The 23,041-nt window shown below is 63.7% G+C and carries 24 protein-coding genes; 9 read left to right on the top strand and 15 right to left on the bottom strand.

All coding sequences use genetic code 11. The features are described 5' to 3' along the window. From VM054_05060 to VM054_05020, 9 genes are all read left to right on the top strand, one after another. On the top strand, positions 1-228 hold a 228-nt coding region (locus tag VM054_05060; protein ID HUT98430.1), incomplete at its 5' end, for a transposase. A gap of 303 nt (positions 229-531) precedes the next feature. Beyond that, positions 532-2,577, top strand: a complete 2,046-nt coding sequence (locus VM054_05055) for a hypothetical protein (protein HUT98429.1) — start codon at positions 532-534, stop codon at positions 2,575-2,577. Then, on the top strand, positions 2,578-2,967 hold the full coding sequence (locus tag VM054_05050) for a hypothetical protein (protein ID HUT98428.1): 390 nt from the start codon (positions 2,578-2,580) through the stop codon (positions 2,965-2,967). Positions 2,968-3,069: 102 nt separating this feature from the next. Next, a complete protein-coding gene (locus VM054_05045) occupies positions 3,070-3,345 on the top strand; it encodes a hypothetical protein (protein ID HUT98427.1) in 276 nt (91 codons plus the stop codon). 31 nt (positions 3,346-3,376) lie between these two features. Next, a complete protein-coding gene (locus VM054_05040; protein ID HUT98426.1) occupies positions 3,377-3,874 on the top strand; it encodes a hypothetical protein in 498 nt (165 codons plus the stop codon). Between the two features lie 129 nt (positions 3,875-4,003). After that, on the top strand, positions 4,004-4,282 hold the full coding sequence (locus VM054_05035; protein HUT98425.1) for a hypothetical protein: 279 nt from the start codon (positions 4,004-4,006) through the stop codon (positions 4,280-4,282). Further along, the gene (locus VM054_05030) at positions 4,275-4,838 is read left to right on the top strand and encodes a hypothetical protein (protein HUT98424.1); all 564 of its coding nucleotides are present in this window, start codon (positions 4,275-4,277) and stop codon (positions 4,836-4,838) included. Before VM054_05035 ends, VM054_05030 begins: the two co-directional genes overlap by 8 nt. Positions 4,839-4,960: 122 nt before the next feature. After that, a complete protein-coding gene (locus VM054_05025; GenBank protein ID HUT98423.1) occupies positions 4,961-5,149 on the top strand; it encodes a hypothetical protein in 189 nt (62 codons plus the stop codon). Between the two features lie 50 nt (positions 5,150-5,199). Continuing rightward, positions 5,200-5,469 carry a hypothetical protein gene (locus VM054_05020; protein HUT98422.1) on the top strand — a complete coding sequence of 90 codons (270 nt, stop codon included), beginning with the start codon at positions 5,200-5,202 and terminating at the stop codon, positions 5,467-5,469. Here VM054_05020 and VM054_05015 read toward each other — a convergent pair. From VM054_05015 to VM054_04945, 15 genes are all read right to left on the bottom strand, one after another. Beyond that, positions 5,413-5,913 carry a Gx transporter family protein gene (locus VM054_05015; protein ID HUT98421.1) on the bottom strand — a complete coding sequence of 167 codons (501 nt, stop codon included), beginning with the start codon at positions 5,911-5,913 and terminating at the stop codon, positions 5,413-5,415. The two genes, VM054_05020 and VM054_05015, sit on opposite strands and share 57 nt — an antisense overlap. 7 nt (positions 5,914-5,920) lie before the next feature. Further along, positions 5,921-6,280, bottom strand: a complete 360-nt coding sequence (locus VM054_05010) for a NusG domain II-containing protein (GenBank protein ID HUT98420.1) — start codon at positions 6,278-6,280, stop codon at positions 5,921-5,923. A 7-nt stretch (positions 6,281-6,287) separates the two neighbouring features. Further along, entirely contained in the window at positions 6,288-8,627 is a 2,340-nt protein-coding gene (locus VM054_05005) for a M28 family peptidase (GenBank protein HUT98419.1), read from the bottom strand. An 8-nt stretch (positions 8,628-8,635) separates the two neighbouring features. Beyond that, positions 8,636-9,118, bottom strand: a complete 483-nt coding sequence (locus VM054_05000) for a hypothetical protein (protein HUT98418.1) — start codon at positions 9,116-9,118, stop codon at positions 8,636-8,638. Between the two features lie 96 nt (positions 9,119-9,214). Continuing rightward, complete coding sequence (gene secG, locus VM054_04995) at positions 9,215-9,574, bottom strand: preprotein translocase subunit SecG (protein ID HUT98417.1); 360 nt, start codon at positions 9,572-9,574, stop codon at positions 9,215-9,217. 64 nt (positions 9,575-9,638) lie between these two features. After that, positions 9,639-11,711: a DUF2723 domain-containing protein gene (locus tag VM054_04990; protein ID HUT98416.1), complete on the bottom strand. Its 2,073-nt coding sequence runs from the start codon at positions 11,709-11,711 to the stop codon at positions 9,639-9,641. Positions 11,712-11,985: 274 nt separating this feature from the next. Then, on the bottom strand, positions 11,986-13,200 hold the full coding sequence (locus tag VM054_04985; protein HUT98415.1) for an RDD family protein: 1,215 nt from the start codon (positions 13,198-13,200) through the stop codon (positions 11,986-11,988). Between the two features lie 345 nt (positions 13,201-13,545). Beyond that, complete coding sequence (locus tag VM054_04980) at positions 13,546-14,787, bottom strand: ArgE/DapE family deacylase (GenBank protein HUT98414.1); 1,242 nt, start codon at positions 14,785-14,787, stop codon at positions 13,546-13,548. A gap of 26 nt (positions 14,788-14,813) precedes the next feature. Beyond that, positions 14,814-15,272: a hypothetical protein gene (locus VM054_04975; GenBank protein ID HUT98413.1), complete on the bottom strand. Its 459-nt coding sequence runs from the start codon at positions 15,270-15,272 to the stop codon at positions 14,814-14,816. 85 nt (positions 15,273-15,357) lie between these two features. Beyond that, positions 15,358-16,506 carry a cation-efflux pump gene (locus VM054_04970; protein ID HUT98412.1) on the bottom strand — a complete coding sequence of 383 codons (1,149 nt, stop codon included), beginning with the start codon at positions 16,504-16,506 and terminating at the stop codon, positions 15,358-15,360. 3 nt (positions 16,507-16,509) lie between these two features. After that, positions 16,510-17,073 (bottom strand): hypothetical protein, encoded by a 564-nt coding sequence (locus VM054_04965; protein ID HUT98411.1) that lies wholly within the window; start codon positions 17,071-17,073, stop codon positions 16,510-16,512. A 272-nt stretch (positions 17,074-17,345) separates the two neighbouring features. Next, positions 17,346-18,791 carry a PQQ-binding-like beta-propeller repeat protein gene (locus VM054_04960; protein HUT98410.1) on the bottom strand — a complete coding sequence of 482 codons (1,446 nt, stop codon included), beginning with the start codon at positions 18,789-18,791 and terminating at the stop codon, positions 17,346-17,348. Between the two features lie 13 nt (positions 18,792-18,804). Beyond that, entirely contained in the window at positions 18,805-20,157 is a 1,353-nt protein-coding gene (locus VM054_04955; GenBank protein ID HUT98409.1) for a HEPN domain-containing protein, read from the bottom strand. A gap of 245 nt (positions 20,158-20,402) precedes the next feature. Further along, positions 20,403-21,359 carry a tetratricopeptide repeat protein gene (locus tag VM054_04950; GenBank protein HUT98408.1) on the bottom strand — a complete coding sequence of 319 codons (957 nt, stop codon included), beginning with the start codon at positions 21,357-21,359 and terminating at the stop codon, positions 20,403-20,405. A gap of 274 nt (positions 21,360-21,633) precedes the next feature. Further along, positions 21,634-22,911, bottom strand: coding sequence for a DPP IV N-terminal domain-containing protein (locus VM054_04945; GenBank protein HUT98407.1), 1,278 nt, complete (start codon positions 22,909-22,911; stop codon positions 21,634-21,636). Between the last annotated feature and the right edge of the window lie 130 nt (positions 22,912-23,041).

The following is a 23,041-nucleotide window of genomic DNA, read 5'->3' as shown; positions in this document are numbered from 1 at the left end:
CATCACGAGCGCGTCAATCACGGCGAGACCTTCTCCAACGGCCGCAGCCACATCAACGGCATCGAGAACTTCTGGGGCTACGCCAAGCGGCGGCTGAAGGTCTATCACGGCGGCTTCAAACGCAACTTCGACCTGTTCATCCGCGAGATGGAGTTCCGCTTCAACCACCGCGGCGACCAAAACGTGCTAAAGTACCTCCAGGATACACTCCTCGATTGGTCCAGTTAGATAATATGATGCCTTTTTAAAAGTGTTGGTTTTGTGTTTACAAGGGCTAAGGGAGACCATAGAGCTTACAACCGAGCTGGTACAATAAGACCCGTAATAATTCAACGCAAGAAGAAAGTAAATGTTAATGCTATTAGGAGCAACATGAGAACTGCCGGGATGAGTCGCGAAGAATACTTTGAACTCTGGGAGAAATGTAAGTAATGGATAAGTAGAAACTTCGCCTTGATCTAATTAAAAGGATTCAGGACCGTAGCCTTTAGCCGCCCTCGGGGCGGTTTTTTCATGCCGTGGAGGTAACCCATGCCACTCGGAAAGCCGCGCGATCTCGTCACCTACCCGAACCTCGAAGCGAAAAATCTCACCCCCGGCGAGGGGGACAACGCCGCCAAACGCGTTGACGGCCTCTACTTCGACGCCAACAACAAGGACGCCAACAACGCCCTCGCCGTCCGGCAGGGGTTCGGCGTGGACTTCGTGGACAACGGCTCCATCGTCGGCGAATGCCGGGTGACCACCCCCGCGGGGCTCTTCGACGCCGAGCACAAGGTGACCATCGGCGACGGGACCCGGGTGTGGAAGACGGCGATGACCGCCGATGACGACCTGCGCTTCGACGACACCGACATCGTGAACGGCGCGGCGGGGCCGGGGGACTACTCGACCGCCGCCTTCATTGACTCCCTCGTCGTCTGGTCCACCGGGTCCGACACCGTTTCCATCATGGTGGATAACACGGAGATCGTCCTGGTTCGCACCGAGCCCAATGCGCTCACCGCCGACGACATCGCCCGTTCCCCCGCGAACGCCGAGGTGGTGGATACCTCGTTGACCAATATCGAGACGGCTTTCGACGTGGAGCATGACGGGGCGACGGGCGTCCACGACGACGGCTTCCTCGACAACATCATGGTAAACGCCGACGAATGCTTCATCAACGAGGGTTTTAAAAACCTCGTGGACAATTCATCCTTCGAGTTCTGGGACGCCGGCATCTATGATATTCCGCCCACGGGCTGGACATTTACCGGGGGCGCCACTTCCGTAATCTCGCAGGAGGCTACGATTGTCCACCAGGGCGCCTACTCCTGCAAAATCCACTCGCTACAGAACGGGGACATGCTCTCCCGGAGCATTGTAACCCCCGGTTTCTACGCGAATAAGACGCTCGCGGGTTACGTCTATCTACAGGGGGCCGTGGGCCGCATTGTTGACATCTATCTCTGGGGGACTGCATCCGGTGTGCCCGGGACGATTGTCACATGGGTGCTCACCGGCGGTTGGGATCGCGTGCCCTTCTACCGCGTGATGGGTGCTGACGCCGACATCCAGCTCCGCATCGTCCGCAACGACGGCACCGACTTCGACTTCTACGTGGATACCTGCATGATCGCCGAGGGGCGCCTGAAGAAGGCGTGGGCTGCCTCTGAGAGCGACTTGCTCGTGCTTCCCAACGACAGCGCTCCCTACAACTGGCTCTTGAATCCCAACTTTGACATCTGGCAGGAGACCGCCGAGGTTCCGATGGCGTGGGAGCCGTTTACGGGTGTCCCTCCGACCGTCGCCCGTAATGCTACAGCCTACTTTGGCTCCTATTCTTTGAGCCTCACCTGCGCCGTGAACGGTCTGGGTATCAGCCAGCGGATCGGGGGCATCGCCCCGGTCCTCGCCTACCTCGCGGGTAAGACCGTCACGTATTCCGTATGGGTTCTCCGGGCCGCCGCCGCGAGCACAATCTATCGGATGCAGATAGATGACGGAGTGGGGACCACCGAGAACGATACCGACGTTATTTCTTACGGCGCATGGACCTGCATCAGCGTCACGCGCCTCCTGGACGCCGCGCCTACCAAGATAGACTGCAACTTCTTCCGCAACGACGCTGCTCACGGGACGGGTGTGCTCATATCCAACGCCTGCTTGAACATCGGCTCGCGTCCGCTGGACGTGATCGGCCCCACCCCGAATGTCTGGGCGCCGAGGGACTATCTCTTCTGGTGCGATGGTACGTGCGCCACGGGTGCAATCCTGAACCAGCGCCAGGAGATGATGGAGGTCGTGTATCCGCTTTATCTCAGTGTGTTCGCCAACCTTGGCCCCGGGATGCCCGCGCCGGATACGTGCAACTTCGACTTCAAGCTCTACAACAACGCCGCTGACACGGGATTCCTGGTGAACCTGGCCAACAAAACAAACGCGGGGCACGAAAAGCAGGTCACCCTCGCCGCCGCGGACGCGGATATTCTGGGGCGCGGGGATCACATTCACATCCAGGCGCTGGAAAATTTGATCGGTGCCGACCCGTCGGATATTCGCGTGGTCCTACGGGCGTACACCCTGAGCCTGTAGATGATAACGGTTCGCCGAATCATCCGGGGGCCGCGGGGCGGGAAGATAACCGTCGGCTCATGGGCCGACGACCAGGAAGGGAAACGAATGGGCTGGCGCTGGGCGAAGGACGAGTGGTGGAAGGCCGACAAGCTCGGCCACTTTTTAGGGGGGCTGGCGAGCCCCCTTCTTCTGTGGGCCGTGTTCGGGCTGTGGCGCGGCTGGTGCGTCCTGGGCTCCCTGGCCTTCTGGTGGCTGTGGGAGGTCAAGGATGCCTTTGTCCGCTGGGAGACCTGGGGCTGGCTCGGCGGCGACGGGTTCAGTTGGCGGGACGGGGTGGCCTCGACCGTCGGCGTCTGGATCGCGTGGATGATTCTGGAACTTTTCGGCTCCTGCCTGCCGGGGGCGTGATGAGCGATAAGATCGGGTGGTTCAACAAGGCAGAGTGAGGTTGACAAACCAGTTCAAAGGGTCTATATTAAATGTGCTTTTCAGCGCTTGAGGGAGACAGAGATGCCGGATAACAACCCATTAGAAAAAGAGTTAGCGTGGTTTGAGGAGAACCGTAAACGCCTATTCGCAGAACACCCAAATAAATGGGTATGCGTCTACGGTGATAAACTTATTGGTATCTTCGATTCGTTTGCTGAAGCATTCAAAATGGGAGTCGAAAAAGCTGGCACCGATCAGATTTTAGTTAAGCAGATTTTACTTAAAGACCTAGAATTTAGGGCACCAGCTTATACTTTGGGCATATTAGTTGACAGCACAATACTCAAATCAAATTAATCCTCTCGTGCTTCTTGCGCGGGGGCCACATGTGCGGGTACGTGTGTACCCGTCAACAAGTGCCCCCGGTTCTTTACAATACAAGGATGGCTTGGCACTAATTGATACCGGAGCCACACGCTCTGGAATATGCAAATCGGTAGCAGAGAGCCTACACTATAAACCTGTTGATTTTGTGGGAATTTCTCATGCTTCGGGTCAATCAAGAAATCCCGTATTTCCAATAAATTTTGAGTTTCCGGGTAGTGGGTTTCCACCCTTTAACGGATTTCCACTTGTAGGTTTTGATTTAAGTTCTCAAGACCCGGAATTGTTAATGTTACTCGGGAGGGATTTTCTTTTATTTGGTCAGCTTTATTATCATGGTCCGTCTGGCTTTTATGAAATTATTATTCCAGCACCCCCTCGGGTTAGTCCGGATGAAAAAGTACCCGGAATAAAGTCAAGTAAACAAGAGAAACAAACGAAATTAAAACCGCAAAAATTACATAAAAAACGTAATAAATCCAGAAGTAAGAAACGAAAGTAAAGTCTAATTGATATAATGGGGCCGCCCATGGGGCGGTTTTTTTATGGACTTCCTTCCTGCTCGACTAGCCTAATGACCTTGGGCGGGGTTATCGGCTGCTGAAAAGCGGCCTTTTTTATTGGGAAAATTATGAAACTCTTCGACTTCGGCAAGGGGATCGAGTTCGGCCAGCGGCTCTTCATCTTCTGCGTCCTGGCCGGGCTCTTCGTCGTCATCCTGGCGCTGTACGTCTTCCGCCTCATTGACGAGGGGCTGGCAATAGCCGGGTGGACGGGCCTCTGCGGCGTCGGCGGCGGTGGCGTCATCGTCCGCGGCATTCAGGACGCCGCCCGCGAGAAGGCCAACTCCACCGTCGAGATCGGCGAGGCCAAGGACGCCATCGGCTTCAAATTGGAGGATGATGCCTGACCTGTTCGACATCCCCGGCGACCTCGCCCAGCCCCGGGACGGCCGGGAGATGTGCGTGAGGATGCTGGGAACCGGGCGCCTGATCGAAACCCTCGACCGCTGGAAGTCCCTCGTCGTCACCCAATTCGGCGGCGACCTGGGGGGTTGCCTGGTGGCGAACTCGTGCTACCGGCCGAAGTCCGACCTCGGCCCGGGCGGCCCCGGCCCGGAGCCCGGCGTGGATGAGGGCAGCTACCCCGTGGACTACACCGACGCGAACGGCCACTGGGCCGGCTGCGCGGTGGACTACTCCGCCCGGCTGACCGCCGAGAGCTTTTGGGGAAGCCCGTGCCCCAAGTGGCGCCGGGATGACATCCGGGACAGCCTGGTCGCCGCGGGGCTCTACCACCCCTGGTACTACTACCGCTCGTGGATCGAGGGGTACTACAAGTTGCATGAATACTGGCACATCGCCGTCGAGCTGGCCCCTTGGACGCAGCCCCACGCCTACCGGGAGACGCCGCCGCATTGGTGGGACGGCCTCCGGCCCGGCTCGGCCGCCATCCGTACCCATTAAGGGTACAAACGCACCCAATTCGGGTACGCTGATTCCCCGCCAGTGGCGGGTGAACTTACAGAGGCTTGCCCGCTGTGCCAGCTTGGCGAAACAGCGGTATCCACTTTTTCCGAAAGGACCCCATGCCCGACCTTCTCTACTACATCCTCGCCGGCGTGATCCTGCTCCTCGGCGTCATCGTCTGCGTCCGCAAGGACAAGGCGACCGACGCCAGGATGAGGTTCTGGTTCCTTATCGTGGACGTGGCCGCCGTGGTCCTGCTGACCTTCTTCTGGCTCGGCCTCCTCGGGGTCGTCTTCGGGGGATGTTAAAACCTTCGACATATTATCCCGACGTGTACATATTAAGGCGGAAAATAAACATGTCCGAGAAAAACGGCAACGGCGAGAAACGCTGGCTCCGGTGGATAGTCCGCCTGGCCCTCCCCGCCCTGGTCGCCGCCCTGTGGGGTGTGCAGTGGGCGAGCCTGTCATCTCAACTGGACGGCTTGTGGGATGAGGTGCGGGAGTTGAGGGGCGAGGTGCGCGACGAGCTGAATTCGCAGCGTCTCGTCAACCGGGAGCAGGACGGGCGTCTAGCCCGGCTGTACGCGGAGGTCGGGTTCCTGCGGGACGACGGCCGCGGTGATTAACCCGACGACCACCCCGGCGGCGAGGGAGGGGAGCAGGACGAGCGGCAGGAGACTCCAGGCGAGGCCCGGCAGTAATATGAAAATCGCCGTCGCCCACTGGGCGGTGGCGTGGAACGCCGCCCCGGTGAGGGAGATTCCGACGAGGCTGACGCGCCGGGGGTAGAGGGGTAAGAGGGCGCTCATCGCCCCCCAGCTCGCCACGGAGCCGGCGAGGTTCAACAGAATTACCGGCGTCAGGAGGTTGCCCAGGAAGAGAGAGCCCAGGACGGTTCGGATCAGGCTGAGCTTCAGGGCCGGCAGGGGCCCCTGCCTCACCAGGACCAGAAGGACGACGATGTTGGACAACCCGAGGCGGAACCAGGGGACCGGACGCGGCAGGAGGCCCTCCAGGACGTAGAGGGCCAGGGCCAGCGCGAGCAGGCCGATCCCCCTGTACCTCTCCACGACCCGCCTAACGGGTGACGGCGTCAACACCCGTCCCCCCCTCGATGCGAATCCCGACGCAGTTGGGGACGCACCAGACCGCCTCGCCCGCCTCGTCAATCTTCCCCATTTTCACGCAGAGCTTCTGGGGGCAGTCCGAGCTCTCCACCCAGGCCCGGCCGCCCTCGACCCGGACGACCGTCTCGCCGACGGGCCCCTGGAGCACCAGGGTTCTCGTTTCGTCGAGTCCGACGCGGAACTCCCCGCCGGGGTAGGTGACGACCGCCACGGCGCCCGGCTCCTCGGGGAGCATCCAGGGTATCGCCGCCGCCGCCGACAGCACGACGGCCAGCGGAATGTCCAGAGGTTTCAGCCGCCAGCGTGCCATCGGCCCTTCAACGGATGACGGCGAGCTTCCCCACCCTCTCCTCGCCCCGGGCCGCCAGGTGGTAGAGGTACACGCCCGAGGCCAGAAGTCGCCCGCCCGAGTTCTCCACTGGCCACTCGTACTCGCCCTCCAGGTTCCCCGCCTCGAAGACCAGGCTCCCCGCGGCGTCGAAGACGCGCAGGTCCGTGCCCGCCGGCAGGTCGCGGAAGGTGACCGTCGTGTGACCCTCGTCGGGGCGGAAGGGGTTCGGGAAGGCGTAGGCAGCGTCCAGTCCCCCGGCCTGGTCCCGACGGGGCACCAGTTGCAGGACCGCGGCCGCCGCCGCCCGGGCGCCGCTCACACCCTGCACCAGGTCCATCTTGTCAATCGTGTCCTCAGTGGTGTGGTACCAGGGGTAGATCTGGGTGCCGGCGTACTCGGCGACGTGGACCGCGGGGATGCCCGCCCGCCAGAAGCTGGAGTGGTCCGAGCGATACCATTCGGGGTCGTTCGTCTCGACCTCGAAGGCCGGTGTGTAGCCGCACCCGTCGTCGTAGGCCCCGGAGAGCCAGAGGGAGTCGTCCCGGGTGAAGACCTCCAGGTCGTAGTTTTCGTCGTCGCGGTAGGCGTACATGTCCATGTTAAATACGCCGCCGACCTCGCCCTCCGCCAGATCGGCCACGTAGTAGGACGACCCGATCATCCCCTCCTCCTCCCCGGAGAAGAGGACGATCCGCACGGGGGTTTCGAAGGTGAGCCCCCTACAGGCGCGCGCGACCTCGAGGCAGGCGGACACGCCGCTGCCGTTGTCGTTCGCCCCGGGCGCCAGATGGAGCGGGTCATCGGAGATGCTGTCGTAATGCCCCGTGACGAGAAGGGCCGGGCCGTCTCCCGAGCTCGGCAGCTCGCAAACCACATTCCGCCAGGTCAGGCTCTCCTCGGTGTCAATGTAACCCCCGACGAGTGTCCCGCCGCCGTCGGTGGAGACGTAGGCGAAGGGCGGTTCCCCGCCGCCGATCCACAGGGTGTCGTCGTCCAGCACGTCCAGGGCGAGAAAGCGGTCCCGGTCCGAGCTCCCGACGATGGTCCAGGTCGCGCCGCCGTCGGTGGTCTCGAACAGGTAGCGGTTGTCCCCCACGCAGAAGCCGTGCTGTGCGTCCACGAACTCGACCTGGTAGATGAACTGGGTGAACCCGCTCTCCTGGGGGGACCAGGAGAGCCCGCCGTCCCCGGAGTGGAGGATGGTGCCGGCCGCGCCGACCACCCACGCGTCACCGGTGCCCGGATGTATGTTCACCGCGTAGAGGTTTTGCCCGACCCCCGAGTCCACGCTCCCCCACGTTTCTCCCCCGTCCACGCTGCGCAGGATCAGCCCCCCCGTCCCCACGGCCAGCCCCAGGGAACCGGCCAGGTCCACCCCCAGCATGTCCTCCACTTCGGGCGCGTCGGCCTCCCGCCAGGTTTCACCCCCGTCGTCCGTCCAGGAGATGAAGCCCCGGCCGGAGGCGCATCCGTGCTCGTCGTCGCTGAAGGCGATGTCCCGGATGTTCGAGGGGAAGTCGTGGTCCACGACCTCCCACGTTCCCCCGCCGTCGTCGGTGGCGAGAATGGTCCGCCACCCCCCCGCGAACCCCCGATCCGTGTCGAGGAAGAGCACCGCGCGGGGGGAGTAGCCGGCCGTATCCTCCAGGGCGTGCCAGGTCTCCCCCCCGTCCTCGGTTTTGATCGCCAGCAGTCCCACGGCGTAGGCCGTATTATCGTCCACGGCCGAGACGTCCCAGACGTCCACCGTCCCGACCCCGTTCAGGTCGTAGAGGTGGTAGTAGGGTTCGTAGCCCCACCCGCCCAGGGTGGTCATCAAAAGCTCGGCGGCCTGGGCGCATCCCTCGCAGAAGGAGAAGCGGGTGGGGATGGCGGTGAGCTCCTCGAGATGGTCCAGGTAGTGCTCCGTGTCAATCCGGGCGACGACCGCCGGGTCTATCCATCCCCCGCCGAAGGGCTCGGGGGGCGTGTCCTGGAGCATCCCGGAGGGCCGGGAAATCCCGGGCAGGGGGTGGAGCAGTAAAAGCTCGCCGCCGGGGAATCCCGGCAGGAGCCAGTCGGAGCGCAGCAGGTGAACGCCGGGGAAGGAGGCGACGGTCTGGACTCCCGCGGGCGGAGCCTGGCCGTAGAAGAGGTAGTAGTACGAGCCGGGCTCGTGGTCGGCCAGCCTTCGGGCGCCCGGCGTCGTCTCGCCGAGGTAGAGCCAGCCGTCGGCCGCGGGAACGGTGAAGACGGAGGACTCGGGCCTGGTCGGGGAATAAAAGAGGCCCGGCGTCGCCCAGGCCCCCAGGTGAAGAATGGTGAGGAACCAAACGGTGGCGCGCATCCGCCCCCCTAACGGTAAACGTTCTCGATTATCCGCGGGTACTCGGAATCGGCGGTGCCCAGCATCAGCCACAGCGCCGTGACGAAGTCGTCCCGGGAGAGGGAGGTCGCGGGGAACTCCGCCTCCAGCTCCACGTTATTGTAGTCGTTGATCACCGCTTTGACCATGTAGTTCTCGAGGCCGATGCGCAGGAGGACCCCGGCCAGCTCGCCCAGGTCCCCGTGGCTGTGCTCGGGGATGGAGACCAGGACGGACTGGAAGCAGAGGAACCCGTCACAGAGGTAGAGGGTGCAGGGGACGGCGCCCATGTTGTCCCCGGTGGTGCTTATGTACCAGGTGTTGGGTTCGTCATCGTAGGTGAGGGGGTCTAAGCCCTCCTCGGTGAGCCAGACCGCTATCTGCGCCGCCAGCGCGGACTCCGGGTCCGGGGTTTCGGCCTCCTGAGCCAGGAGGGCGACGGGCAGAAGAAACAGAAGTACGGTCAGCCGCATTTTCCACGCCTCCTTGAGTGGGCGCATTCATTATAACCGGACCGGACGCGTTTCGGTCAAGTCGAATAAAAAAAGGGGCCCGGGGCCCCTCTTTTTTTATTGTGTCTCGGGGGCCGGTTGCTCCCCGCCGCCCGTCTCCGCCGCGGATTCTTCGGTCGCCATGGGCTTTGCCTCGGGGGGCTTTTCGGTCTGTTCGGTGCCGCTCGGCTGGGCGGCCTCCTCCCGCTTGGGCGAGGAGTAGAGGAAGGCCAGCGCCATGGAGACGACCATGTAGCTTATCGCCAGCCAGCGGGTGAGCTTGGAGAGGAAGGTCGCCGCCCCGCGCTGGCCCAGGATGGTCTGGGTCCCCGCGCCGCCGAAGGCGCCGGACAGCCCGCCGCCCTTGCCGGCCTGCAGGAGGACGGTGACCGCCAGGCCGATGCACAGGAGGATGTGGATGATGAGGACGATGATCACGGGGGCCGACCTCCTCTACCCTGTTGCGAGGCGGGCGAAGTTTAGCAGAAGGGCGCTCCCCGCGTCAAGGTGCCGTGGCGGTCATGGCCCCGAGGATGCGCTCGAACCTTGCCGCCCCTTCCTCGTCGCCCAGTATCAGGCTCTGGGCGTAGAGGGCGTAGATGTCCGGGACGCCGGCCGTCCCCTCCTCCAGGCGCCGGCGGGCGTAGAGGGCCGCGCGGCCGTAGAGGCCGTAGAAGAGGCAGCGGCCGACCAGGACGTCGGAGGGCGTCGCGTCGCGGGCGAGGGCGGTCCAGGTGGCGGCGGCGTCCCGGGCCGAGCTCCAGCGCTGGGGGACGAGGGGGGAGAACCATCCGGCGCGGACGGCCGCTGCGGCGGCCCGGGGGGCGTATCCCGCCGCCGAAGCCGCCTCGGCGAACACGTCCAGCCGGCCGAGGAGGAAATCGGTGGCGGCGCGCTCGTACTTGTGCGGGCCCTCGGGTCGGGGCCTGAACCGCAGGGTGTCCCAGCGCGCCCGCGTCAGGGTCTGCCGGCCCAGATCGGGATTCCCCGAGGCCGCGTACGCCTCGAAGGGACGCCAGACCTCGACGAGGCCCAGGGGGACGAACCCGTCCCGGTCTTCCTTCAGGGCCAGGGAGAAGGCGTAGAGATAGTCCACGTCCACCGCCAGGGCCAGCGGACGGCGGGCGGTGCGGGAGTAGTACTCCAAAAGGCTCGTGTCCACGAAGCTCCGGGCCGTGCGGACGTCGGGGGCCCGCTCGCCGGCGTAGCGCCACAGACGCATCTGCTCGTCCTCACTCGGCGGGAGGAGCCCCGCGCGGTCGGCCAGCTCCCGCTGGTACCACGAGTCGCCCACCTGGTAGGCCGAGGTGACCTCGAGGTCCGGGCGGCGGTCACGGGCGTAGCGCCGGACCAGGCCGTCGAAGTAGCAACTGTCGCCCTGAACGATGGAGACGGCCAGGATGGCCCCGGGGGGGCAGGAGGCGAAGAGGTCGGCGCCCAGCTCCTCCATCCCGGTTCTCTTCGACAGGTCGGCCCGGGGGAGGCTCGTAAAAACCGTGGCGGCGAGGACGAGCATCAGCGCACCGACGGCCATCGCCCTTCCCCGGTGTTCGAACTTCCGGGCGAGCCGGGAGGCCCCGAGGTAGAGCCCGGCGGCGAAGACGAAGGCCCCGGTCAACAGGAACGTTTCCCCGGACCCCACGAGCTGCGGCACGGGGTAGTTGCGAATCGCCATGAGCAGCGCCGCCGGCAGAAGCCACAAGAGCAGCAGCCCGGCGAAGAGCTGGCGCCTTCCTTTTTTGAATAAAACCACCAGGCCGGCGATGCCCGCCAGCGCCGCCCCCGGCGCCAGGTCGGCCCACCAGGTCCGGACGACCCAGGCGAGCTGGCCGCCGAGGACGGCCGCGTTCCGCGCCAGCGGCGTGTCGGCGTAGACCGCCTGGCTCAGGCTCCGGGTGAAATCGGAAATATTGTCCGGGGAGGACCAGTTGACCAGCGGCCCGGTGGAGGCCCTTATCGGGAGGTAGAGGTAGGCCGAGAGGCCGAGGCCCAGCGCGGCGACGGTGAGCCCCCAGCCCGCGGCGTTCAACCGCTTCAAGGCCGGCCACAGGACCAGCGCCAGCGCCGGGAGGTACGAGTAGCCGGCGTTGTGGCTGACCAATAGAAGCCCGGTCAAAAGGCCCGCCGTGGCCGTCTCCATCCCCGAGGGCTCGGAGGCCAGGGCGAGGCGCCGGGCCCGCAAGCTCACGTAGAGCGCCGCCGCCAGAAAGGCGGTGTGCTGGGTGTAGACCTCGGTGAGGGAGGCCTGGGTCCACAGGGTGGCCGAGAGGCCGAAGGCCAGCGCGCCCAGGGCGGCCAGCCAGGGATTTTCCTTACCGTCGGCGCAGCGCCCCAGCTCGGCGAGGGCCAGTGTAAGAAAAAAGACCGTCAGCGCGCCGAAGAGACCGGAGAAGAGGTTCGTCGCCTGGGCGGGGTCCGAAAAGAGGGCGATGAAGGGGTGGGCGGCCAGGGAGTGGAGCGGGTAGCCCGGGGAGTGGGCGCAGCCGAGGTCCGCCGCCGCCAGGGTCAGGTCGTAGTTGCTCTCTAAAAGGACCGTTCCCGGGGCCGCGGTGAGCCAGAAGGCGGCCAGGGCCACAACTGCCGCCAGAATAGCCGACAGCCATTTCCCGCCTATTGCCCTCGTAAAAACACCAGCCTTCAGTTCTTCCCCTATCATACGCCTAAACTGTGGGGCAAGCCCCTCGGCTCGCCCCGTCCGTGTTAATTCCACGATCGGCGTCCGTCACCGCCCCGAGCTTCGGCGGTCACCGACGGACGACTTTCCCCCCGCGGCGGCCCCGGTCAAAGGGCTGACGCGTCGCGCTCCCCGCTTTCAGCTCCCCCCCGAAATCCCCCCCCGGCGGCCCAGGTCAGATGTTGGTGTCCACGACCTGGGTGCGGGCGATGCGGTCGCCGATGCGCAGCCCCTTGTGGTCGCCGAGCACCAGGAAGAACTCGATCACCAGGGGCACGATGGTGACCACGGTGAGGTTGCGGAGCACCAGCTTGCCGAAGCTCGCGGGCCGCTTGCTCACGCGGTCCACCACGCGCAGGCCCGCCAGCCGCTTGCCCAGGGACCGGTGGCCGAAGAGGGCGTCGCGGAAGAGGAGGTAGAAGCCGATGACGCCGATCGAGATGAAGACGAAGGTTTTCGAGAGGTTGGCCAGGAACCCGGCCCCCTCGAGGACCCCCAGGGTGTCGGAGGGATTGAAGACTTTTACCGAGAAGTCGGCGAAGGCCTTGTCGAGCATGTGGAAGATGATGCCCAGCACGGCGACGAAGCTGAAGCAGATGACGAAGTCCCAGATGAGTCCGCCGAATCGCTTGGCGGCGTTGGCCTTCATCAGGGGCAGCTCGCGGGGGTCAATCTCCGCCACGCGCTCGCGGAGCTGCGTCTCCTCCGGAGCCTCGACGAAGTCGCCGATGGTGCCGATGGCGCCCTCGCCGCGGGGCCGGTCATCGGCGAAGACCCGGGCCACGATGTCGCGGTCCGAGACGACCGGCTTCTTGGCCTTCCCCTTGGTCCCGACGTCGAAGTCGGCCCAGTCGCTGTCTGGGACCGGTACCTCGACCCCCTCCTCGACCTCGGGGGCCTCCTCCTCGGCGGTTTCCTCGACCTCCTCGGCGGGCGCGGCCTCCACGGCCTCCTCCGGTTCCTCCTCGGCGGCCGGCTCGACTTCCCGGGCTTCCTCGGCGTCGCGCCGCTCGAAGGCCTGGCGGAACTGGACGATTTTTTCCAGCTCGAACCAGCGGTTTTGCCGCTCGATCCAGACGAAGTCCTTGTGGTTGATGCGGCCGTCCTGGATGAACTCGATGATCTGGGTGGCGGGGTAGGGGCCGTACTGCTCGCCGTCAATGCTCACCAACAGGCCCTCGGAGACCGGCGCTCCATCGCCGGTGACCCCTTTGTCGTCGAAGATGCGTTTGAACTGGGCCACGTTGCGGGCCAGGACCCACTCGTTGCGGGCCGCGATCCAGACCTGGTCCTCGGGACCCAGGCGCCCCTCCTCGGCCCACTTCTTGATCTCGGAGATCGAGAGGGGGCCGTAGGTTTCCCCGTTGATGAAGATGTAAGTATCGGCCATGCTTCACCGTTCGTTGGGCGGTCGGCGTCCGGTCCGCCGACGGCTGGCGCGATGAAGGAACCCGGTACACTCAATTTTAACTCAAATCACCGCTTTTATCCGAAAAACTCCCGCCGCGGTCCGCTCCAAGGGTCGCCGGACCGCGTATCCCGCACCCGGCTCCGGGAAACCGCCCGGATGGACGGCGCGCGCCGGCGGCTCATCCCCCCTCGTGAGCGAGCCCGGCCGTCCAGCGACCGCCCCGCACGCGAGCCCGGCCGTCCAGCAACCGCCCCGCACGCGAGCCCGGCCGTCCAGCGACCGCCCCCCGTAAATATACCACCCGGTGCGGCGACACGCAAGTGCCTACGCGCCGAAGGTCGTGCAGAGGAGCGCCAGCGTGAGGGCGGTGTCCAGGAGGTCCTCCCGGTGTACACCCTCGTCCGGTCCGTGGATGTTCTGTGAGCGGACGGAGTGCCCGCAGCAGGGGATTTTTGCCATGAAGCGCATGTCGGTGAAGAAGGCGCTCAGGCGGAGCGGCGGCTTTTTTCCGTAAACGTGCTCGATCGAGGCGGCCAGGGCGCGCACGATTTCGGAGTCTTCGGGGCAGACGACGGCGGGGGCGAACTGGAGCCGCCGCACCTCGAGGGTCATCCCCTCGACGACGGGGAGGGCCTCCCGGGCGCGGGCCTCGATTTCGGCCTGGGCCCGAGCCGGGTCCTCCTCGGGCAGCAGACGGCGGTCCACGGTGAAAGATACCTTGCCCGGGATGACGTTGACCTTGGCCGTGGCGCTGGAAATAATCCCGCCCAGGGTCATCACGCCGCGGGCGTCCTCGGGTCGGGCGACGGGCAGGTCGCTCCTGGCGGCGCAGAGCTGGGGCAGGGCGTCCAGGAGGCCCCGGGCCACGGCCACGATCCCGTCGAAGGCGTTGACCCCCTCGTAGGGGCGGCTGGCGTGCCCCGAACGGCCCCGGACCACAATCTCCAGCCAGAGGACCCCCTTGTTGGCGATGGTCAGCGCCGGGCCGGAGTGCCCCTCGAACAGGCCGGCGTCCGCCTTCAGCACGTCCCGTCGGATCAGCCAGCCGAGGCCGCAGTCCCCGCCCGATTCCTCGTCGGGGACGTAGCCGAACTCGAGGTCGCAGGACGGCTCCAGGCCGATCTTGCGTAGGGCCGCCACGGCGGCGAGGTGGGCGACGATGGTCCCCTTCATGTCCCCGGCGCCGCGGCCGCGCAGCCACTCGCCGTCACGCCCCAGCACGAAGGGGTCCCGGGTCCAGCCCTCGCCGGGCGGGACCACGTCGTAGTGGCCGTTGAGGTGGAGGGTCTTCGTCCGGCCGAGGCGGAGGCGGCCAACGAGGTTGGGCCGGGTGAGGCCTTCCGATTCCGGGTACAGCCGGCGCACCTCGGCCTCGGTGGGGAAGAACACCTGGAGGCCGAGCCCCAGCTCCTCCATCGCGGCGCCCAACACGGAGACCAGGCGGGGGTACTCCCGTCCGGGGGGGTTCACCGTGGGCACGGCCACCAATCGGGCCAGGAGGTCCTCGGCCCATTCCCGGAGCCCGAGCACGGCGTCCCTGAGCGCCTTTTCCTTCGTTCCGTCCATCGTCCGCTCCACCCCTGGGATGCCCCTCAGTCGGAGGTGTGGACCTTGACCTCGCCCACGACGTCTTCGGCCCGAATCTCACCCACGGAGGCGAACCCCTCGTCGGTGACTACGCCTGAGCCCTTGGCCGGGTCGCCGGTGGGGATTTTTACAGGCTCGAGGTCGAACTCCGCCTCGTCCCACAGCACCCCGCCTCCCGCGTTCAGGAGCTCCGCCGTGACGTGGACGTTGTAGAGGTTCCGCCCGCCGGTGTTCTCCACGCGGAGCCGGATTTCGGGCGCGGTATCCTCCCCCACGACTTCGAGCGAGGTGACGGTGACCCGGCCGGGCAGGTCCAGGGTGTCGGGGTCTATGCCGTAGGCCTCGGCCGTCGCCCGGTCCGCCTCCTCGGCCGCCTGCTTGGACCAGTCGTCCACGTTGCACAGGATGATCAGAATCGCGGTGAGCGCGATGCCCAGGGATATGAGGGTCCCGATGAAACGCATGGGGAACCTCCCCTTCTACGTTGGGGAAGTATAGCAAAAAAACGGCCCGGGTGAGCCGCGCCGATCGCCCGTCACGGGGCCCGGGTCAGTCTTCGTCCCTCTCGGAGTCCAGGTGGACCAGGACCTCGTCCACGCCTTCCAGCCCTTCGAGGCAGAGCCTGACCTCGTCGGCCACCCGGTGGGCGTCGGCGAGGGGGAGGCCGCCGTCGAGCTCGACGTGGATGTCCAGGGCCACGCCCGTGGCGCGGCGGTGGAGCCGGAGGTCGTGGAAGCCGACCAGTCCCGGAATGGAGCGGCAGGACTCCTCCACGGCGCGGCGGATTTCGGCGTTGCGCCGGCCGTCCAGGAGCTCCGGCTCGGTCAGGGGCTCGACGTGGACGAAGACGCGGCCCACGCGCGGCAGGTGCTTGTGCAGGTTGGCCTCGATGTGCTCGGTGATGCGGTGCGCCTGGAACACGTCCATCTCCGGGTCCACGGCGACGACCAGGTCCACCACGGTGAGGTTGCCCATGTGCCGGGCGCAGATGCGGCGGACGTCCCCGACCCCCCGCACCCCGGCGGTCAGCTCGCCCATCCGCTCCCGGAGCTCGCGCTCGACGCCGGAATCGGTGAGCTCCCGGGCGGCGTCCAGAATCACCTTGAAGCCCACCCCCGCGATCATCAGCGCCACGATGATCGAGCCCACGGGGTCGAGGAAGTTCCACCGCGGGAGGAGGATGGCCCCGATGATGGCGGCGAGGGCCACCAGGCTGGAGAGGGCGTCGGAGCGGTGGTGCCAGGCGTTGGCCTCGACGGCTTTGGACCCCGTGCTGCGGGCCACGGCGCGCGTCCAGCGGAAGAGCGCCTCCTTGACCACGATCGAGAGGAGGGCCGCGCCCGCGGCGAGCCAGGTGGGGACGGCGGGCTCGGGGTGGCGGATCTTCTCCAGCCCCTCCCAGCCCAAAAGGACGCCGGCGCCGATGAGGATGAGCCCCAGGATGAATGCCGCCAGGGTCTCGAAACGGCCGTGGCCGAAGGGGTGCCCCTCGTCGGCGGGCCGGTCCGACAGTCGGATGCCCAGAAGGACGACGGCGTCTGAGACCAGGTCGGAGAACGAATGGACGGAGTCGGAGACCATGGCCGCCGAGCGGCCGAGGATGCCGGCGGCGAGCTTGGTCCCGGTCAGGATCAGGTTGACCCCGGCCCCGAGCCAGGTGACTCGCCTTTTGGCGCGGCTCTCGGCGGCGACGTCCATCCGTTATAAGCCCGGAGGCGGACCCCAGAGGCCCAGCATGTAGTCCAGGGTCCCCGTGGTCCAGATGAGGTTCATGATGTGGAACCAGAGCACCGCACCGGAGAGGCCCAGTCCCACCAGGCCGGGCAGGAACCCGCGGAACCAGCCCGCCCGGAAATTAAAAACCGCCACCAGCCCCACGATGAGCCCGGCGATGGCGAAGGGCCAGGAGAGGACCAGGACGAAGGGGATCAGATACAGGAAGAAGGCGCCCACGCCCAGCCCCAGGCTCAAGAATCCGAAGAGGAGCCCCGAGAGGTCCAGGCTGATGTTCACCCCTTCGGTAAAGTTAAACCACCAGCCGTTCCTCTGCTCGTCGTCCATCCCCGCCTCCTCCGCCCGGTGACCGTGGTGTTCGTTGTCCGGGCCGCACCGATGTTTGCGGCCCTCGTCCATCCCCCGGTGCATCTCGCGGAGGCCGGTGCGCATCCCCCGCATCCCCGCGGCGAGGCCCTTACGCATCGCCTTCACGCCCGCCCCGACGGCCTGGCCGACGTCGGTCGCGGGGTCTTTTTCCTTCTCGTCCACGTCGCACCTCACGTTCGTTTCATTCCGGCCCGGGGGCGACCGTCCGCGGTCCCCCCGCCCGGTGGATTTCGTGAAGTATTGTAGCCTAATTTATTAATTAAATCAAGTGGCGGGTTAATAAATATTAGTCATCTTTTAATTATCTGAACCACCGCCCCGGAATGGCTATTACCGCCCCCCGCACCCCCCGCACTCCGGGTGGGACCTCGCCGCGCACCGATACCCGTCGTCGCCCGCGAAGGGACTCCCCCCGATCGCCGTCGCCCTAGCTCCTAATCCCCATCCTGGGCGGCGGATTTCACAGCGTACAGATACCCGTCGTCGCTCGCAAAATAAGCCATCCCCCCGCCGCAGGCCGGGTCGGATAAAATGTGCCGCTTGGCCGCGTAGGCCCAGACCACCTTCCCGTCCGCCGCGTTCAGGCAGTACAGGCTCCCGTTGGCGCTGCCGATGTAGAGCACGGCCTCGGCCGCCTCGGGCTTCTCCGGCCAGTCGCCGGACTCGAGCCAGCGCGCCGGCTGCGAGACCCAGAACGCCCGCCCGTCGGTCAGCTTCCCCGCCACCACGCCCCCGGCCTCCACCGTGTTCGTCGTCTTGTGCCGCCAGCGCTCCATCCCCGTCGCCGCGTCCACGCAGTAAACGATGTGGTTCAGGCAGCCGAAGTACACCCGCCCGTCGAACACCACGATCCGCGACCGGATGCAGTTCCAGTAGTCGGGGTCGCGGTAGCGCCACAGCGCCCGCCCCGTCCCCACGTCCAGGCACCGCAGCCAGGTGTCGTCGGAGCCGAAATAGACCTTCCCCTCCCAAACGTAGGGCGAGCTGTAAACCTCCCCCTGGGTTTCGAACTTCCACACCGGCGCGCCGGTGGCGGCGTCCAGGCAGTAGAGCCACCCGTCCAGCGACCCGACGAACACCCTCCCCCCGGCCACGAAGGGCGTCGAGAAGACCCAGCCGCCGGTCTCGTAGCGCCAGACCTCCTCCCCGCTCGCGGCGTCCAGGCAGTACACGTCGTGGTCGTAGGAACCGAAGTACACCCGCCCGTCCGCGCAGGTCACCCCGCCGCCCACGTAGTGCCCGGTGCCGAAGCGCCACAGCCGCTTCCCCGTCAGCGCGTCGAAGCACCACAGGGCGTCGTCGCAGCTCCCCACGTACACCCGGCCGTCGGCCGCCAGGACCTCGCCGATGACGGGACCGCCCGTCGAGTGCTTCCACAGCCCGTGGCCGGTTCCGGCGTCCACGCAGTACAGGTAGCCGTCCTCGGACCCGAAGTAAACCTTCCCCTCGTAAAAGAACGGCGAGCTGGTCAGGGAGTCGCCCTCCTGGAACTTCCACACGAGCGCCGCCTGCCCCGTCGGCACCTCGGGAATCCCGCCTATCCCCCGGGCGAAGACGCCGAAGAGCTCGGCCATGGCGAAGGCGATGACCGCCACCCCGACGAGGATGCCGACGCCGATCAGGATGTAGCGCCCCGGCTGGCGGATGCGCTTCTTCCTGGCGAATTCCTCGGGGCCGAGGGACGTCAGCTCCGCCTCGCGCTCGAGGTGGCTCTTGAAGGGCTCGACGTCGGCCAGCGGCCGCCAGTCGAAGGCGGACATGTCGTAGACCTCGTTCGTGGGCGCCAGCTCGCCCAGGTCGAGCATTTTCAGAATCTTGCGCGCGGGTCGGGCCGGCTCCGGCGCCCCGTCCACCCGCACGATGTACCGCTTCTGCTCCATCGTTTTCCTTGTGTTATATCTCTAGTTGCATGTAGACAAAGGGCTTATCACAAATCGATTTAATTTGATTATAATTGAATCCTAACTCACGTAATAAGCACATTTCGACTAAGCTCTTTAATTTCGAATTTAGATAGATTAACTCCCCATCTCTTAGAGCTTTTTTTTCTAAGTAGGCATCACGATGTACAAGGTAGTTCCTTGTATTGACAACGTTGTTTATAAATTTATTTTTAGTTGTAGTAGTGTATTTTAATATTGAGTTGTTAATTTGAAATAACTTTTGTAACCGTTTTCTCAAGGTCGGCTCATTTGAATACTGTAACTTGCTTTCTAACCAACTAGAATACTCATGCGGAGTATTGGTAACTATTTCACGTATACGAACATTGTGCTCATCTATACTAATTTCTTCATTTTTAAATACTTGCCGATGATATGTTTCTAAAGCAATAACATAATTCAAGAATACATTCTCTATATACATTCTCGGATTGTAACTAGTACCGAAATAAAGACTGTACAATGTTGTTAATTTGTCTATAATATGTAACCAATTAGAATATATGTCTGTGAAATTTGTTTTTATTTCTTGATATCCAAATAACATTTGATTAGTGTTTATTTGCTCTGGCATATCCGTTTTTCTGGTGCTTTTATATATTATTTTAATTGTTGGTTTGTATATTATGCCGCCGCTTGCTACTTTTGAAACGGTATCAGTTATTCCTTCTAACGATGTTTCAGATATTTCCTCGCGTGTAGCAAGTGAAAGAAAATTCATCATAGAATTAATATTTTCCAATATTATATTATAAGATTTTTCTTCTGAATAAATAAATTTAATAAAGTATTTATCTGTTATTTTAGGTGCCTTGGTGGCAATATTGTATTTAATATCTGGACTTTGATAAAAGGAAATTGAATAATCGTTAAATGTAAAAACATGTGGTTCCATAGATGTATATTCAATGAAAATCTTTTTTTCTTGGTTATCTCTTTTTATGATAAATCCACTTTCTTGTAACCATTCGCCTAACAATGTACAAGATATGCGAATCTCTTTAAATGTAATATCTTCTTTTTGTTTAAAATGTGTTCCTAAAAATAGTATATTAGATATATATTTTTCTGTAGATGTACCTGGAAAAGACCATGTTGATTGAGTACGAATAGAATTATACAGAGTTACTTCATCACCTGATGTCGAGTATCCAAGAATTATTTCAACAATATCTTCTGTTGATAAAGAACCAACAATTTCGAGATAGCAACCACTAGTATTATCGAAATTTAATGTGCCATAAAATCTTCTATCTGGGTTACCGGGTAACCACCATGATCCCTTCAATTCTTTTGTTTCCATGTTAATCCTTCCCCTTCTCCTTGCGGCCAGTGACGCGCTACGGCTCGAAGATTACGAGGTGTACTTTCCTCATGTCCTCAGGCGAGAACTTCTCCCCAGAGGGGGGAGGAGCTACACCCCCCACCCTATCCCTCCCCCCAGAGGGGGGAGGGGACATCACCCATCACACCGGCCCTTGGGCAAGCCTCTCCCCGAAAGGCGGGGGCTTAATCCACCTGGGCACTTCCCGATGTGATGTAGTAGGTCTACGGAATAAGGTCCGCCAGGCGTTCCTCGGCCATCTGCACCCACTGGTTTGTCTCGCCGCGCTCCTCGGCGCTGCGGATGATGAACTCGTACACCTGGATCGCCTTGTCGAGACCTTTTTCCGCCGCCCAGGTGTTCATCTGCGATTTGAACTCGGCCAACTGCTCCATGACGGTTTCCTCGAGCTCGGCGGCTTCATCCGGGTTCTCCTCCATGAGCTGGTCCAGGGTGGCGAAACTGAGCTTCATCTGGCTGACGGTGCGGTAGAACTGCTCGTACACCAATCCGGCCTTGTAGCGGGCTGAGAAGTTCACCTCAAGATCGGAGGCCCTGGCGGCACGGCCGTAGATCTCGGTCAACTCGTTCATCAGCCCGTACTTCTTCGTCGCCGTCTGCACCAGGGGGTCCAGGTCCATCAGGTCGCCCTCGAGGGTGATCGCCGCGTAGTCGTCGAAGAGGAGGTCGCCTATCTCCACGTAGGCCTTGGCCGGGATGTCGAAGTTCACTTCGATGCCGGGCCTCGTGCTGAAGTCTTCGTACACCTTGGTGCACTCGAAGAGGAGATCGCGGCCGGTATCCACGTCGCCCAGCTTCAACGCGGCGTGGCCGGCGCGGTAGTAGGACTCCACCACCAGGTCCGGGACACCCGTCTCCCTGTACCGCTGATTGTAGAGCGTGAATATCTCCCGGGCCTTGGTCCAATCCCCCAGCTTCTCGTAGCACTCCCCGGCCTTGAAAAGCATCTCGCCGGCGATGTCCGGGCTGTGCAGATTTTCCTCCGCCACTTGGAGGTAGCTGTCCGCGCTCTCTTCGAGCTGGGCGCGGACCTCCGACGATAGAACGGTCCCCTCCTCACCTGGGACGTCCGGGTCGGTGGTGGTGATTTCCGCGTCGGGGTCAACGTCGGCCAGGGCGGCGAAGGCGATCAGAAGGCAGATAACGGTGATCTTGCGCACGGTTTCACCTTTCGTTTGTACGGCTTGCCCAACCGAAACAAATTATAACAGACGAGGCTTACATAACATTTCCGCACAGAGGTCCCGGACCTGCTCCGGGAAAGATGGAGCAGGTCGGCGGGGGTTGCAGAATCGGCGCAGCCCGGGAAATTTCCCCCCGAAGGGCGGCGGGAGATGACGCCCTCAGCCCTGCGGTTGCCGGGGGTGAAGCCCGGCTTCTCGAAGTCACCGCTGACGGTTTCCTCCGGGCGCCGGTCGCGCTCGTGGAGGGCCGTCAGTCCGCCGCCGGGCCCCAGGTGGGCACCACGCAGCCGTTCCAGGTCACCCGGTACACGTCGCCGGTCGCCCGATCAAGGGCGAAGATGTCGGTGTGGGTGTCGTCGTAGATGACGGTCTCGCCGTCGCCGGTGAAGCAGGGGAAGCGCTTGGCGCCGCCATCGTAGGTCAGGCGCTCCACGTTTTTGCCGTCGGGGTCGGCGAGGTAGAGGTCGCCGCCGGTGTCGCCCTGGCGGACGAAGACTATCTTCCCCCCGTCGGGGGACCACTCGGGATTGAACCCCGCGCCCAGGCGCGTCGGCTCCTCCCCGTCGGCCTCCATGACGTACACCTCGTAGCCGCCGGTGTAGGACGTGCGCATGGAGTCGAAGGCGATGTATTTCCCGTCGGGGCTCCAGGCGGGGTAGGCGTCCACGGCGGGGTCGTTCGTCAGGCGCTCGGTCTCCCTGGTATCCACGTCCACGGCGTAGATTTCCCAGTTGCCGTCGCGGACGGAGTGGAAGGCGATGCGCTCCCCGTCGGGGTCCCAGCTCGGGGCGTCGTCGTCGGCCGCGTTGTCGGTCAGCTTCGTCGTCTCCCCGGTGGCCAGGTTCATGACGTAAATTTCGAGGTCGCCGTCGCGGCGGGAGCTGAAGGCCAGGCGCCGCCCGTCGGGGGAGATGGCCGACTGCCAGCTCAGTCCGTCCTCGGTCAGCCGCCTCCCCACGCCCGTGGCCAGATCGAGGTAGTGGATGTCCCCGGCGAGGTGGAAGACGATGGCGCCGGAGCCGGAGTAGCCCAGGAGGTACTCGTCGGGGGTGGTGCGGAGCTGGGACTTCAGAATCCCGGCGGCGTCGGCCAGGCTCTCCACCAGCCCCCGGACCTTCCCCGGAATCCAGCCCTCGTAGCCCGCCGTGTCCGAGACGCCCAGCAGCACCTCGCCCGTCTCCACGTCCACCACGCGCAGTTGGATGACATAGGCGCCGTCAATCTCGGTGACGCTGCCGAGGGCGACGAGGTCCGCCCCGGCCAGGTGACCCGCCTCCACGGCGTCGGATTCGTCCACCATCCCCGAGAGCGCCAGGGCCTGCTCCTCGGCGATGCGGGCGAGCTGGGCCCGTTCGATGACGCGCAGGCCCTCGATGCCGACCACGCCGGCGCGCACCAACTCCGAGACCCCGCGGGCCAGGCCGGGGTCGCAGTTCACCGCCTCGAAGTCCACGACGGCGATGGTGGGCTCCGCGGCGGCCGCGCTTAGGGCCAGGATAACGAGCAGAAAGACGCTTTTTTTCGGCATGGCTGCATTCCTTCTATCCCCTCCCCCCTTTGGGGGGAGGCTCGCCTACGGGCCAGGGTGAGGGGCTTCTTTTATCCCCTCCCCCATCTGGGGGGAGGCTCGCCTACGGGCCAGGGTGAGGGGCTTCTTT

The sequence above is a fragment of the bacterium genome, assembly GCA_035528375.1.
Classification (GTDB): Bacteria; RBG-13-66-14; RBG-13-66-14; order RBG-13-66-14; family RBG-13-66-14; genus RBG-13-66-14.
This window is presented reverse-complemented; position numbering and strand designations above follow the sequence as displayed.